The following is a 14,383-nucleotide window of genomic DNA, read 5'->3' as shown; positions in this document are numbered from 1 at the left end:
GTTTTCCGCTCAAAAAAGTGGAAATTTGACACTAAAAGAGTTATATTAACAGCAGGAATGAACAAAATTGATACAGATCATATCAAAACGGGGAAATTAACCTCAAATAAGGGTCTTTATATAATCAAAATAGGTGGAAACGTTATTGATAACTCAGAAAACCTATATCATTTTTTAAAGGACTTTGAAGCGCTTGAAGGCTTAAAGATCCTGGTACATGGAGGAGGAAAAGTGGCTACGCAAATGGCCGAAGACTTAGGCATCGAATCAAAAATGGTTGATGGCAGGCGTATCACCGATATTGAAACGTTAAGAGTTGTTACCATGGTTTATGGTGGCCTTATCAATAAAAATATTGTAGCACAACTGCAGCGCTTTGGCAACAACGCCATAGGCTTAACCGGCGCCGACGGCAATTTTATTAAAGCAGTTAAACGACCGGTAAAAACTATTGATTACGGCTTTGTGGGTGATATTGTTAAAGACTCCATAAACCCCGAAAATATAAGCCGCTTACTGGAAGCCGGCTTTACCCCTGTTTTTTGCGCCATTACGCATGATGGCGAAGGGCAGTTGCTAAATACCAATGCTGATACCATCGCTTCGGCCCTGGCTGTAGCTTTATCCGGATTGTATGACACCACACTGATATACTGTTTTGAGAAAAAAGGTGTGTTAAAAGATATTAATGACGAAGAATCGCTGATAAGGGAAATTGACCCGCAGCATTACGACGAACTGAAAGTGGAAAAGATAATACATAGCGGAATGCTGCCTAAACTCGATAACGCTTTTACCGCGATTGCTTGCGGTGTAAAGGCGGTAATTATCGGCAAATCAGATGATCTTGGTCAATTGAAGGATAACAAACCATTTGGAACACGTTTAACTAAAAACGCATGAACTCACAACAGCACATTTCAATATTAGGCTCTGGTAATATAGGCCTGTCATTAGCCAAGGGTTTAGTTAAATCGGGCATTTGTAAGCCACAACAAATATCATTAACACGCCGCAACGTAGCAGCGTTATCTCAATATGCAGAACAAGGCTATCTTGTATCAGATAACAACCTGCGTGCTGTACGTAAAGCCGATATTATTGTTCTGGCGGTGCTCCCTCAGCAGCTTAACAAACTGTTAGATGAAATTAAGCCATCGTTAAAACCGGATAAGCAACTATTGATTTCAGTTATCTCCGGCGTTAGTTGTGCCGATATCCGCCAGCACCTTGATCTTAACGTGCAGATAGTTCGTGCTATGCCGAATACTGCCATAGCTATTGGTCATTCCATGACCTGTATCGCTACAGATAACGGCACCAACAAAAACATTAACCTGGCTAAATCGCTTTTTGATACAGTTGGTGTAACCATACAAATCAATGAGGAATTGATGACCTCGGCCACTGCTCTTTGCGCTTGTGGTATCGCTTTCTTTTTAAGATCGATCCGCGCTGCCTCACAAGGTGGCACAGAAATTGGCTTCCATGCCCACGACGCATTGAAAATGGCAGCCCAAACCGCTAAAGGCGCGGCCGACCTGCTATTACAACTGGCATCGCACCCCGAACAGGAAATTGATAAAGTAACTTCGCCAAGCGGCTGTACTATTGCCGGTTTAAATGAAATGGAGCACCATGGCTTCAGTTCGGCTATGATCAAAGGCATCCGTTTATCTGCCGAAAAAGCTGGCGATCTGTATAAAAAAGATAGTTAATTTAAGCGAAAAGCTTAAGGCAGACGGCTCAAAGCTTTTTAATCATTATATTTCGATCGTTTTGATAGTATATATCAAAATGAGTTATTTAAAAAAAAGCAGTTCAGATACAAGCTATTTACATTCAATTAATTATAAATAGCTCCAGCACTTTGGTATAGTTATGGTATTTGGCTGTTGATCTTTTCAGTATAAAATGTTAACAGTAGAAAAAATTGGCGGTACATCCATGACCGCTTTGGGTGATGTGATCAAAAACATCATCCTTTTTGAACGCAGCGGGGACCAACTTTACAACCGCATATTTGTAGTATCGGCATTTTCGGGGGTAACCAATCTCCTGCTCGAAAACAAAAAGACAGGTGCACCTGGCGTATATCATAAGCTTGCCAACTACAAGGATTTCCATACTCCTTTAAAGCAACTGATTACCCGTTTAAAGCAGATCAATAAAACGTATGAAAGCCTTGGTCTTAACGTTGCCGAAGCCGATAAATACATTGAGACAAGGATTAAGGATGCACAAACCTATCTTGAGAACCTGGCCAACATCCTGGCATCCGGTTACGTAGGGAAAGAAGGCATTTTGCAGGCAGCCCGCGAGATCCTGGCATCGATAGGCGAAAGTCATTCGGCTTTTAACTTTACCAATATCCTGCAAAATATGGGTATTAACGCTACTTTGGTTGATCTTAGCGGATTTCATGACCACCGTGCGTTAACTATCGATCAGCGCATTAAAAAAGATCTGGCCCACATTGATTTTACAAAAACAATCACCATTGTTACCGGCTACGCCAAAGGTACCGAAGGCATCATGCGTGAGTTTGACCGTGGATATTCTGAAGTTACCTTCAGCAAAATTGCCGTTGCCGTAGAACCCCAGGAGGCTATCATTCATAAGGAGTACCACCTTTGTACCGCCGATCCTCAGTTGGTTGGCGTTGAAAACTGTTTCCCGGTAGGTAACACCAATTATGACGTTGCCGATCAGCTGGCCGATGTAGGCATGGAAGCTATCCATCCCAAGGCATCAAAGCCTTTGGAAATAAACGATATCGACTTAAGGATCAAAAATACGTTCCAGCCAGAACACCCTGGAACGCTGATTACCCGTGAGTACATTTGCGATAAAAAACGTGTTGAAGTAATCACCGGTACCGAGAAGGTAGTGATGATCGATATTTACGATCCCTCAATGGTGGGCAACGTAGGTACCGACTTCCATATCATGCAGTTGTTTTACAAGTTTGGTGTCAGCTATAGCTTTAAAGCCACGAGCGCCAACAGCATTTCAATCGTGATATGGGAAAAAGACCTCAATAAAAAACTAATCGGTGAGCTGGAAGATAATTATGAAAAAGTAACTGTCGAAAAAGTGGCTATGGTTTGTTTGATTGGTTCCAATATGGACCAGCCGGGCTTATTGGCCAAAGCAGCAACAGCTCTTGCTCAAAAAGGCATCAATATCAGAAGCGGCGGCTTTGCGCTAAGAATGGTAAACATTCAGTTTTTGATAGCCCGTGAAGATTTCGATGAAGCTATCCGTGCATTGAACAAAGCGATGTGCTAATCGAGGTTAAAGGCGAAAGGTAAAAGGTTAAAGGTTGTTTTATATTCCTATTTAACATAATGCCTTTCGCCTTTCGCCTTTCGCCTTTCGCCTTTCGCCTCAATGTAACTTTCCCATAACTTATTTCATTAAGCCGTAAGTTTTCAGCATATTTAGGTTTTGACATCTTTCCTGTATGCGTAAACTTTTACTATCAGCTTGCCTGTTATTGGCTATTGGGTTTCATGTATCGGCTCAAAAATCCCCTAAAAAACCCTTAGATCATTCTGTTTTTGATGGATGGCAAAGCATAGCAGGTCAACACATCAGCAATGATGGCAAATGGATAGGTTATATAATAAAACCACAACAGGGAGATGCCGAGCTTGTTATCAAAACCAGTAAAAACACAACCTTAGTAAAAATACCTCGCGCTGATACGGTAAAAATAACCGGAGATTCAAAGTTCGCCATATGCCTCATCCGGCCGCTTTACCAGGAAACAAGGCAGGCCAAAATCGAAAAGAAAAAACAATCCGATTTTCCAAAAGACACCTTAGGCATAATTACTTTGGGATCATCATCGATAACCAAAGTTGCAGCCATACGTTCTTTTAAAATAGCAGAGAACGCGCTGGTTGTTGCTTATCTGGCAGCTGCCGATACTGTTAAAAAGCCCGTTACCAGCGACACCTCAAAAAAAGCTATTACAGTAACAGTTGCTCCTCCAACCCACGATGGCGCCGATTTAACTATTAAAAAACTAAACACTGGCACCCAACGGGCTTTTAAATATGTTAGCGAATACCAGGTAAGTAAAAATGGAAAATGGGTTGCATTTGCGGTAACGGCTCCAGCCAAACAAAAAGAGGTTACATCCGGCTTGTATTTATTTGAAGTTGAGAAAAACACAGTTAAACGGTTGAGTACCGGCCGGGGCAATTATCATAATATCAGCATTGATGATGCCGGCAGACAGATTGCATTTACCGCCGAAAAGAACCCGGAAAAGGCATTAGTAAAACCTTTTAAACTTTATTACTATAATACAACAAAAGATAGTGCGGATGTTATTGCGTCAGCAGGCACGGCCGGAATTCCCAATAACTGGGCAGTAAGTGGTGATGGCAAAGTAAGCTTCAGTAAAAGTGGCAACAATCTTTTCTTTGGCACTGCGCCTATCCCGAAACCCGCAGATACTACCCTGGTAGATTTTGAGGTTGCCAAACTGGATATCTGGAACTACAAAGACGATTATTTGCAACCACAACAGCTTAAAAACCTGCAAACCGAGTTAAAGCGAAGCTACCTTGCGGTCATTAAGCCCGAGGAATCAAACACCAAAACCGTTCAGTTAGGCAGTAAGGCCATTCCCGAGATATTAATTGCCGAAAACAAGGATGCACGCTATGTTTTAGGGGTTACGGATACTGGTGCCCGCGTAGCTGCACAGTGGGAAGGCAGCACCAAACAACAGGCTATTTTAATTGATACCAAAAGTGGCAACCACAGGCTTGTCAACGCTTCCATAGGGCGTTATTATATCTCACCGCATGGCAATTATGTACTTTGGTTTGATCTGAAAGATCAGGCATGGTATTGCTATACTATTGCAACGGGGCAAAAAATAAACCTAAGCAAGGCTACGGACACAAAAATGGGCGATGAACTAAACGATGTACCCGGCTATGCTTCGCCATATGGTTTAGCAGGCTGGACAACTGGCGACAAGGCCGTATTTATTTATGATCGCTATGATATATGGCGTTTTGACCCGGCAACGGGCGATGCGTTCAATTTTACTAAAGGCCTCGGTCGTAAAAACAAGTTCATCATCAGGTATGATCAAACTGACCCGGAGCAGAAATTTATCCCGGTAAAAGAACCGATGTGGCTTCTTACCCAAAATGAGGAAACCAAACAATGGGGATATTTCCGAAAATTCCCTGAAGCAAACGATCAACCCGAAAAGATCGTCATGGCCCCGATGAGCTATGATAACCTATTGAAAGCTAAAAATGTCGATGCTTATATTTATACCAAAGCAAGCTATAAACAGTCGCCTGATCTCTACTTTTCTTCTGATTTGAAGAAAGAGATCAAACTAAGCAGCATTAACGCACAGCAAAGCGAATACAACTGGGGTACTGCCGAACTGGTAAGGTGGACAACACCTAAAGGTTATCAATCAAAGGGAATCCTGTATAAGCCCGAAGATTTTGACCCGGCTAAGAAGTACCCAATGGTGGTTTATTTTTACGAAAAGCTATCTGACGGACTTTATAATTATATTGCCCCTGCCCCCACACCATCCCGGTTACCTATTTCATTTTTTGTAAGCAATGGTTACCTGGTTTTCGCGCCGGATATCAGCTATCAAACCGGGCATCCGGGCGCTTCGGCCGTAGAGTTTATTAATTCGGGCGTTGAATCACTAAAGAAAAACGGTTGGGTTGACGCAGCGCATATCGGCATACAGGGCCAAAGCTGGGGCGGTTACCAGGTGGCATATCTTATTACCCAAACTAATATGTACGCAGCGGCCTGGGCTGGCGCACCGGTAGCCAACATGACTTCGGCCTATGGCGGTATCAGGTGGGAATCTGGCTTGAACAGGCAGTTTCAGTATGAAAAATCGCAAAGTCGTATTGGTGCAACGCTTTGGGAAAAGCCGGAGTTGTATATCGAAAATTCACCTTTATTTCAGTTACCTAAAGTAAAAACGCCAGTTATGATCATGAGCAACGATGCAGACGGGGCCGTGCCATGGTATCAGGGCATTGAAATGTTTACGGCACTACGTCGCTTAGGCAAGCCCGTTTGGCTGTTGCAATATAATGGCGAAGCCCACAACCTTGTTCTACGCCAAAACAAGAAAGATATTACTATCCGCGAGCAGCAATTTTTCGATCACTTTTTAAAGGGTGCCCCAATGCCTGTTTGGATGGATAAAGGTGTGCCTGCTGTAGATAAAGGAAAAGATTGGGGATTGGAGTTGGAAAAGTAATTACATCACTCCCCTACACATGTCATTGCGAGGAGGAACGACAAAGCAATCGCATGCTATACAGGGTGTCTATGCTTCCGTGCGGTTGCCACGCTACGCTCGCAATGACATGGTTTTAACAAGCTTCGATTAAACGCTTCAATACGGATCAACATCCGGCTGCACAATACTGCCGGTGCTAAGCTTGGTTGTATAATATTGAGTAATCACATCCCGTAAAACAGATTTTGCTTTTACGATGGAGATGCCATCCTTCTCAAATTTAAGCATGATGCTTTTGATATAGTAATTACGGATCCTGCTGATGAGCGGCTGTTCCGGGCCTATCACCCGTTCGCCAAAATGCTCCCGGAGACGGGCGCCGAGATATTCGGCCTGGTTATAAAGCACATCCGGATTTTTATGTTTGATATCGAGGTTGATGATACGGTAAAACGGCGGATATTTAAAGCTCCTCCGCTCTTCCATCTCTGTAAAATAAAGATCGGCGTAATTGTTGTCAATTACCTGTTTTAATACCCGGTGGTAAATATCATAGGTTTGCACAACTACCTTGCCTTGCTTACCCCGTCGTCCTGCCCTGCCGCTCACCTGCGACAGGAGTTGGTACCCGCGTTCGTTAGCCCTGTAATCCGGGAATTTCAGCAAGCTATCCGCATTAATAATACCAATGAGCGTCACATCAGAAAAATCGAGCCCTTTGGCTACCATCTGGGTACCAACCAAAATATCAATTCGTTTTTCTTCCAGATCGTTAAGGATAGTCTGCAAGGAATTTCTTGACCGTGTGGTATCCAAATCCATACGGGCGATCCGGGCTTCAGGAAGTAAAACGCTCAGCTCGTCCTCAATTTTTTCGGTACCGAAACCTTTATATTCCAAATGGGTTGAGCCACAAGCCGGGCAAATGGACGGTGTATCTTCTTTGTACCCGCAGTAATGACAATGCAGTTTGCCGCTGCTTTTGTGGTAAGTAAGGCTTACGTCGCAATTGATACATTTAGGTGTATAAGCACAAACTTTGCACATGAGGATAGGCGCATATCCACGGCGGTTTTGGAATAAAATTACCTGTTCTTTATTTTCAAGAGCCTGCTTTATACCCTCCATCAACACACTGGTAAAATGCGACTGGATAGTTTTCTGTTTGGTTTCATGCGCAATGCTTACCACCTGCACATCGGGCAATTCAACGCCGCCAAAACGTTCTGTTAGCTCTGCAAAACCGTATTTATGCATGCGGGCATTATAGTAACTTTCAAAAGATGGTGTAGCCGAGCCCAGCAGCACTTTGCCCTGGTGCATATTAGCTAAAAAGATGGCCGCATCACGTGCATTGTAGCGCGGCGCAGGGTCAAATTGTTTGTATGAGGTTTCATGCTCCTCATCAACAATGATCAGGCCCAGATCAGCAAATGGCAAAAACACTGATGAACGTGCACCAAGTACAATTTTATATTCTCCGCTTAAAACTTTTTGCCAAACCTCTACCCGTTCATTATCATTAAAGCGGGAATGGTAAACGCCTATATCGGCACCAAAATACGTCCTCAGGCGTTCGATGATATGTGTTGTAAGGGCAATTTCGGGAAGCAGATAAAGCACCTGTTTACCATTGCGTACAATCTCTTCTATCAACCTTACATACAACTGTGTTTTGCCCGATGAGGTTACGCCATGCAATAGGGCTACATCTTTTTCTTTAAACTGCTCGCGGATACTTTGAAGCACCCCGGTTTGCTGCTCGCTCAATTCAAAGTTATCACCTGCTTCATCCTCTCCTTCAAAATGCAACCGGCTAACACTTCTATCTTCCGAAAAGAAAATCTCCTTTTCAATGAGCGACTTAATGCTCGACTCGCCAGCCCCGCTCTCTTCAATAAGTTCATTTTTGGTGATATTTTTTGAATGACGGGACAGTTTGATATAAGCCAGCAAGGCATCGGCCTGTTTAGGCGCACGTTTTTCCAATATCGGGAATAGCTCCCGTAGATTATCCTGATTATTGTAAACCGGGTTAAGGGTAATGAATGTGCGCTTACGTGGCTTGTAGCGTTCACTAACTTCTTCAGATATATTGATGATGTTTTTCTCAAACATCAGTTTCAATATCGGCATTACAGTTTTTTGCCCCAACAGCTTGGTAATATCGCTAATAGTAAGCTCTGGCTGAATTTCAAGGGCCTCAACAATTAAAAACTCCTTATCATGAAGTGTAGCTTTATCTATCTCGTATTCACGGTTAAGCACAATACGGGTTTCGCTTGCCAGTTTTAGTGCTGATGGTAGCGCAGCATTCATCACCTCGCCTATATTGCACATGTAGTAATCGGCCAGCCACTGCCAAAACTCAAGCTGCTGTGGGGTCACAACGGGGCGGTCATCCAATATTTCGATGATGTATTTGGCCTCATACTTTTCGGGCGCCAGTTTGCCTATCTCCTTAACAATAGCAGTATACAGTTTGCTTTTACCAAACTGCACCACCACTCTTTTGCCTATAGCAATAGCATTGTTTTGCTCGTAAGGTATCCGGTAAGTATAGTTTTTTGAAATAGCCAGGGGCAAAATCACTTCGGCAAAAAGCGTTTCACGGTCGGTATGTTCAATTTCGGCAAACTCTAACATGTGTTATTATTTATTGCGGATAGCGGCTAAGGCAAGCATCAGCCAACCCAATATGAACAATAAACCGCCAATGGGTGTAATTGGCCCCATAAATACAAGCCAGTTCCAGCCAAGCAAATCACGGCAGGAAAGCAGGTATAACGACCCTGAAAAAAGGATGATGCCAAAAGTAAAAAGGTAATACGCGGCAGATATCAACCCTCCGTCCCTTTTACCCGCAAAGGCTGCCAGAAATAGCAAGGCAAAAACATGATAAAAATTATATTGAACAGCGGTATGCCAAACCTCAAGCTGCGAAGGCGTTAGCACGGCTTTTAATCCGTGTGCACCAAAAGCGCCGGTTATAACGGCAAGCATACCTAAAAACGAAGCAGTAATAATTATTTGTTTGTTCATGCAGATATAAAAAGCTAAGTTAACCAATTGAAAGTATTACTTTAACGCCGTGGGGTAAAATTCTATATTTGCTGCACACCCCTGCTATGAAACGAATGATAGTAACCACTATATTTTTAATTATAGCTACCGTGCTTATAACGGTATTATATTTTAAAAATTTGAGTCCGCCGGGAGTGCGTACCGGACAGGTTATGCATGCTATTCCAGATAACGCTGTTGCCGTATTTGAGTTTACTAACGAAAAAGGCTTTTATGAGATTTTTGCAGGCAATCAGCTCCTTAGTGCGTTTGCCGGGCACGATAAATTAAGCGACCTTGATACATTACGCAAGTTGCTTATAACCTCTCCGCAGCTTAGCCAGTTTTTTACCGGTCAAAATATTTTTATTTCCATTCATCCAACTCATACAGACGATGTAGACCTGCTTGTAACTACCTCGGCATCAAAAACCTTTTCGGCAGCCATGTTTAATAATTTAACCGGCGTGGCCAAAAACAGTTTACAAATAGCACCGATGCAGATAGCCGCAAGTCAGGGGTATAATATTTTCGTCAAACCGTTAAACAAACATTTCTACATCATAAAAACAGGCGACAATATATTTTCGGGCAGCTTTTCAAAAGATTTGGTTGACCATAGCGCCATATACCAACAGGATAAAGGCCAAAATGGCTTTGTACCGCTGCCCGAGCAGCAAAACGCCAATTCGCTGGCAAACCTTTATATCAACTACAACCAGCTTAACCCGCTTTTTGATCAGTTGTTTATTAATAAAACTACCGATCTTTTTAAGAGTTTCCGGATGTTGCCGGCTTACGCCGCATTAAACCTGAATTATAAAAGCGACGCGTTGATGTTTAACGGCTTTACAACTAAGCAAAATAATGCTACCAGCTATTTGAACATCTATTCGACCCAGCAACCGGTTGAGAATCATTTGAAAGATATTTTCCCGGCCACTACTGCCTATAGCATCAGTTTTGCTGTTTCGGACCCTAAAAAGTTCGAGGCCGATCTTTCGCAATGGCATGATAAAGCAGGTGTGGGCAAGGAAAAAAACGAACTGTTAGCCAAAGTAAAATCCGAAGCGGGCCTGTTTATAAAGCCGGAATTTGAAAAACTGCTTGGTAATGAATTTGCAATAGTTACGACCCGATACTTTGAAAAATTTGCCATTATATCCGTCAAGGATGGCTCAAGGCTGTTTCCGCTGATGATGAACATCAGTAATATGGTTACCGATAAAGTTGGTCAGTTTAATTATGAAAAACTGCCTTTCTTTTTATTGGGTGATGCTTTCAGCGTTTTCAGGAAGCCTTACTTTATGATTATTGATAATTACCTTATCCTTGCTGCATCAGTATCCGAGCTGGAGAGCTATAACGATACTTACTTTAACCGGAAATTCATTAGCAAAACAGATCAGTACACACAGTTTGACAATTTACTGGCCGAAAGAAGCAACGTAGCGTACTTTATCAACTTTAAAAACATGCTGCCCGTATTAAAGCGCGATTTAAAAAAACCTTTTTACGATGCATTTGAAAATAACTCCCCCGGTTGGAAAAGCTATTATGGTGCAGCTTTTCAGCTCACTGCATCTGACAAGAATTTTTACACTAATTTCTGTATGCGTTTAAACGCACCCGACACAAGCTCGCAAAAAAAATAAATTGTGCATTGACACAACCATACCCCGCCGATTTCGTAAAACAATACAAACAGAAATTTGTAATAAATTTTACCGGCGCCTGCTTTGGGTTTTTATTCAATAATTCAGAGTGAGTGTATGTGAGCTATAATATGAATAAGATCTTTACTATTCTCTTTTTAACCTTTTGTTCTTTATCTGTATCGGCTCAACAATTTTCGCAATACAATACGGGCACGCTTTATGATTCTTTTGAAAACCCATCGCAAAGGTCCTTCATTCCGGATTCAAGCCGGGCGGTAGCATTCAATTTTTTTGTCCCTAATTTCGATGCCAATTTATACTTAACCGGCCACATACAACGGCCGCTCAAGAGCCGCGCATTTGCAAGTCCTGCTTTCTATAATACTTCATCATTACGGATTGGCCAAAACGCTTTAAATCATTTTAATGCTAATGCTAATGCTTATGCTATAATGCTTAAGTTTTTTACCAGCCTTAACGGTAACGTTGAGATGGGCTTTTCTGCACAAACGAGGGTAGAAAGCAGAGGTCTCGCTACCGACGAATCTGTTGCTTTTCTCGACGGCCCTTCAAACTTTGCTTACAACAACTATGATAATATATTTAATGACCATTACATGATTCAAATGTATGATCAGCTAAGCTACACATACCGCGAACAGGTCAATAAACAACTATCAATAGGCTTTAAACTAAGTTACCTTTCGGGCATTCAGTATGATAAAATTGATGTAGGGCAGTCGAGCCTGCAAATCAACCGCGATCCGGTAGATCCCAATAATGACAATGCTGACGTTTATATGCAGGGCCGGTACTACAGAAGCTACGTACCAGGAAGGTTAGATGGCCGTGATTTCCTGCCAACCTTTCGCAATCCTGGAGCTGCCATATCCCTTGGTGCTACTTTCCGTACAGAAGATGGGATCCTTATTCAAGGTAATATAAAAGACCTTGGTTTTATCCACTGGAACAAGCGCTCAACCATTACTGATTTTGACAACACGACAAATATTACGGATATTACATCGGAGCATCGTGATGAAAATATTTACAATGCTGTATATGCCTTAGTAAGAGGCAATGGGGTTGTTACATCCTTTAATACCAAAACAAACGCAAAAGCCGAATTGAGTGTATCAAAAAGCTACTGGCTCGATGATGAAAAAACATTCAGGTATTTCCCAACTGTTGTGGCTCAAAAAGAAATGTTTTATCCGGGTTTTACAGGCGCATTGGTTAATTCGGTACAAAAAAACAACCTGATAGCTACCCTAACAGCAACTTATGACGATTATAAATTATTTAATATAGGTGCGCAGATCATGGTAAAATCGCCCAACGCCGAATTTTTTATCGGTTCCGAACGCCTGGTGAATACAGGCCGCTTTACCTTAGCTGCATTAAATAATACCAATCAAATAAATCATGTAGGCAACTATTCCGGAGCCGATGTCTTCCTTGGTTTTTCGCTTAAATTCGGGCGGGTAATTGAACACCCGATGAATTCGAGCTATATCCCAATGGGCGAAAAAGGTTTCTTTGGCCGTTTGTTTGGCAGGATCTTTAAAACCGATAATTAAAGTGCTTTTTTCCCGGCTATAAAATCTTTAAGGTAGTAAGGTTCATAATAAGCCACATCCTCAAAAACGCCATCAGCAAATTTTTGGGCGGCCTTTTCGGTAAGATAAATTGCCGAATTAGTAAAATCGTCTGAAAATGCAGCATTAGGATTATTGCTTAGTACACTTTTACACTTTTCGGCACCATCGCCAAAAAAGATAATCTTGTGATGTTGCAGATAATCAGCAAAACTGTTTTCATCAATAATATCGGCAGCGGTTTCGCGTACCCTATTGCCTGCCGTATCAAATAATGCGGTGTAAACCTCCATCCGGCGGGCATCAATCATAGGGCATAACAGCGTTTTGTCATCCGCGAAAAAGCCAGGATTATTAATAACGCCATCGGCCATGGCTTCAAGGGTTTCAACAGCTATGAGTGGTTTATCCAAAGCAAAACATAAACCTTTAGCGGTAGATACACCTATTCGCAAGCCAGTATAAGAACCGGGGCCACTGCTTACCGCAATAGCATCAAGGTCATTATAACTTATCCCCGTGTTATTCAACAATTCGTTTATATAAAGTGTAATAACTTCGGCGTGAATATTACGGGCATTTATTTCCTTAAAATCCAAAACCTCGCCAACACGGGCAAGGGCCACCGAACAGGATGTTGTTGCTGTTTCTATTTGAAGTATCAGGCTCATATTACAAATTTAAGGTACGGGATCATGCCCGTGACCGCCCCAGGGATTACAACTTGCTATACGTTTTATAGTTAACCAGCCACCTTTGAAAGCGCCATGCTTCTTGATAGCTTCAACACCGTATTGCGAGCAGGTAGGTGTGTACCGGCATGATGCAGCCGAAAGCGGTGATATAAAATACTGGTAAAACTTAATCAGGATAATGAAGATCCACCCGACTATCGTTTTTAAAAACCTGACAATTAAATCCATAACCCTGTCATGTTAATTAGCCGGAACCTGTACCGAAGCTGCTGCTAATTCGTTACCAAGCTGGGTAAGCATCTTCAGCATCTTTTTTTCGATGAAAAGGTATGGTTCAATTTCCTTACCCACATAGCCTACCGAAACAATTATGTTTTTATCTGTTTGCTGCAATATATCATAAAGATACTGTTGCTTATGCAACCTGTAAGTCTCCCGCATTAGTCTTTTCACTAAATTACGATCAACAGCGTGCTTGTAACGCTTCTTGGGAACAGAAAAAAGAATTTGCGCAGGGTAAGGCTGAGGCTCGGGGTTAACAAGCCAGGATACCCGGAAGGGATAACATAAAAAAGAAGAACCGTTATGAAAAAGCTTATCAATAAGCCTCTTGTTACATAACCGTTCTTCTTTTTTAAAAGTATACATTGTTGCCATTTTTGAACCGAAGGATAAAGCAGATAAGCGGTTCCAAACCCTTATAAATAAGGGCAGGGCAACCTCAATTATGCTTTGTGCCTGCCTTCGTCAGAAACGGTTAATCTTTTTCTGCCTTTAGCTCTTCTGGCTGCTAATACTCTCCTACCGTTAGCAGTTGACATGCGTTCACGGAAACCGTGTTTATTTCTTCTTTTTCTTTGAGAAGGCTGAAACGTTCTTTTCATGGCTATATTTTATTCTATTCGTCTTTTTTAAACAAGAGCGCAAATGTAGTTATTTTATTCAATAGTTCAAATACTATTTTTCTTATTTATAATAAAATACATACAACTACTCAATAGCAGCAAATTAGGTGTTTTTTATTGAGAATAACTAATTGATCTGCTATGTTTTTGGCTCCTTATACTGAAATGGCTAAATAAAAAATCCCGAAACAGGTATCCAATGACT

The 14,383-nt window shown here is 41.9% G+C and carries 12 protein-coding genes; 6 read left to right on the top strand and 6 right to left on the bottom strand.

The features are described 5' to 3' along the window. Positions 1-57: 57 nt before the first annotated feature. The 4 genes from argB (at position 58) to BMX50_RS16555 (ending at position 6,277) form a co-directional block, all read left to right on the top strand. Complete coding sequence (gene argB / locus BMX50_RS16570) at positions 58-903, top strand: acetylglutamate kinase (protein ID WP_091211643.1); 846 nt, start codon at positions 58-60, stop codon at positions 901-903. After that, positions 900-1,718 carry a pyrroline-5-carboxylate reductase gene (proC, locus tag BMX50_RS16565; RefSeq protein ID WP_091211642.1) on the top strand — a complete coding sequence of 273 codons (819 nt, stop codon included), beginning with the start codon at positions 900-902 and terminating at the stop codon, positions 1,716-1,718. The genes argB and proC overlap by 4 nt, the downstream gene beginning before the upstream one ends. Before the next feature lie 196 nt (positions 1,719-1,914). After that, positions 1,915-3,291, top strand: coding sequence for an aspartate kinase (locus BMX50_RS16560; protein ID WP_091211641.1), 1,377 nt, complete (start codon positions 1,915-1,917; stop codon positions 3,289-3,291). A gap of 175 nt (positions 3,292-3,466) precedes the next feature. Beyond that, entirely contained in the window at positions 3,467-6,277 is a 2,811-nt protein-coding gene (locus tag BMX50_RS16555; RefSeq protein WP_091211640.1) for an alpha/beta hydrolase family protein, read from the top strand. 138 nt (positions 6,278-6,415) lie between these two features. Here BMX50_RS16555 and priA read toward each other — a convergent pair whose 3' ends face one another. Both priA and BMX50_RS16545 read right to left on the bottom strand, forming a co-directional pair. Beyond that, a complete protein-coding gene (priA, locus tag BMX50_RS16550; RefSeq protein ID WP_091211639.1) occupies positions 6,416-8,905 on the bottom strand; it encodes a replication restart helicase PriA in 2,490 nt (829 codons plus the stop codon). Positions 8,906-8,911: 6 nt separating this feature from the next. After that, positions 8,912-9,301 (bottom strand): DUF423 domain-containing protein, encoded by a 390-nt coding sequence (locus tag BMX50_RS16545; protein WP_091211638.1) that lies wholly within the window; start codon positions 9,299-9,301, stop codon positions 8,912-8,914. An 86-nt stretch (positions 9,302-9,387) separates the two neighbouring features. Here BMX50_RS16545 and BMX50_RS16540 point away from each other — a divergent pair, with 86 nt between their 5' ends. Continuing rightward, positions 9,388-10,977: a hypothetical protein gene (locus BMX50_RS16540; RefSeq protein ID WP_143065199.1), complete on the top strand. Its 1,590-nt coding sequence runs from the start codon at positions 9,388-9,390 to the stop codon at positions 10,975-10,977. 131 nt (positions 10,978-11,108) lie between these two features. Then, positions 11,109-12,560, top strand: a complete 1,452-nt coding sequence (locus BMX50_RS16535; RefSeq protein ID WP_143065198.1) for a DUF5723 family protein — start codon at positions 11,109-11,111, stop codon at positions 12,558-12,560. On the opposite strand, the gene tsaB is transcribed toward BMX50_RS16535, so the two are convergent. The 4 genes from tsaB to rpmH all read right to left on the bottom strand — a co-directional run bounded on the left by tsaB (position 12,557) and on the right by rpmH (position 14,157). Further along, positions 12,557-13,249 carry a tRNA (adenosine(37)-N6)-threonylcarbamoyltransferase complex dimerization subunit type 1 TsaB gene (tsaB, locus tag BMX50_RS16530; protein WP_091211635.1) on the bottom strand — a complete coding sequence of 231 codons (693 nt, stop codon included), beginning with the start codon at positions 13,247-13,249 and terminating at the stop codon, positions 12,557-12,559. The genes BMX50_RS16535 and tsaB overlap by 4 nt on opposite strands. Before the next feature lie 9 nt (positions 13,250-13,258). After that, entirely contained in the window at positions 13,259-13,501 is a 243-nt protein-coding gene (yidD, locus tag BMX50_RS16525; protein WP_091211634.1) for a membrane protein insertion efficiency factor YidD, read from the bottom strand. A gap of 12 nt (positions 13,502-13,513) precedes the next feature. Further along, positions 13,514-13,921 carry a ribonuclease P protein component gene (locus BMX50_RS16520; protein ID WP_091211633.1) on the bottom strand — a complete coding sequence of 136 codons (408 nt, stop codon included), beginning with the start codon at positions 13,919-13,921 and terminating at the stop codon, positions 13,514-13,516. Between the two features lie 77 nt (positions 13,922-13,998). Next, positions 13,999-14,157, bottom strand: coding sequence for a 50S ribosomal protein L34 (gene rpmH, locus BMX50_RS16515; RefSeq protein WP_083878950.1), 159 nt, complete (start codon positions 14,155-14,157; stop codon positions 13,999-14,001). Between the last annotated feature and the right edge of the window lie 226 nt (positions 14,158-14,383).

The sequence above is a fragment of the Mucilaginibacter gossypiicola genome, from assembly GCF_900110105.1.
GTDB lineage: Bacteria > Bacteroidota > Bacteroidia > Sphingobacteriales > Sphingobacteriaceae > Mucilaginibacter > Mucilaginibacter gossypiicola.
This window is presented reverse-complemented; position numbering and strand designations above follow the sequence as displayed.

Excerpts from the sequence above, each read along its gene's own strand:
- argB (WP_091211643.1), top strand. The coding sequence starts at position 58 with ATGAACAAAATTGATACAGATCATATCAAAACGGGGAAATTAACCTCA.
- proC (WP_091211642.1), top strand. The coding sequence starts at position 900 with ATGAACTCACAACAGCACATTTCAATATTAGGCTCTGGTAATATAGGC.
- BMX50_RS16560 (WP_091211641.1), top strand. The coding sequence starts at position 1,915 with ATGTTAACAGTAGAAAAAATTGGCGGTACATCCATGACCGCTTTGGGT.
- BMX50_RS16555 (WP_091211640.1), top strand. The coding sequence starts at position 3,467 with ATGCGTAAACTTTTACTATCAGCTTGCCTGTTATTGGCTATTGGGTTT.
- priA (WP_091211639.1), bottom strand. The coding sequence starts at position 8,905 with ATGTTAGAGTTTGCCGAAATTGAACATACCGACCGTGAAACGCTTTTT.
- BMX50_RS16545 (WP_091211638.1), bottom strand. The coding sequence starts at position 9,301 with ATGAACAAACAAATAATTATTACTGCTTCGTTTTTAGGTATGCTTGCC.
- BMX50_RS16540 (WP_143065199.1), top strand. The coding sequence starts at position 9,388 with ATGAAACGAATGATAGTAACCACTATATTTTTAATTATAGCTACCGTG.
- BMX50_RS16535 (WP_143065198.1), top strand. The coding sequence starts at position 11,109 with ATGAATAAGATCTTTACTATTCTCTTTTTAACCTTTTGTTCTTTATCT.
- tsaB (WP_091211635.1), bottom strand. The coding sequence starts at position 13,249 with ATGAGCCTGATACTTCAAATAGAAACAGCAACAACATCCTGTTCGGTG.
- yidD (WP_091211634.1), bottom strand. The coding sequence starts at position 13,501 with ATGGATTTAATTGTCAGGTTTTTAAAAACGATAGTCGGGTGGATCTTC.
- BMX50_RS16520 (WP_091211633.1), bottom strand. The coding sequence starts at position 13,921 with ATGTATACTTTTAAAAAAGAAGAACGGTTATGTAACAAGAGGCTTATT.
- rpmH (WP_083878950.1), bottom strand. The coding sequence starts at position 14,157 with ATGAAAAGAACGTTTCAGCCTTCTCAAAGAAAAAGAAGAAATAAACAC.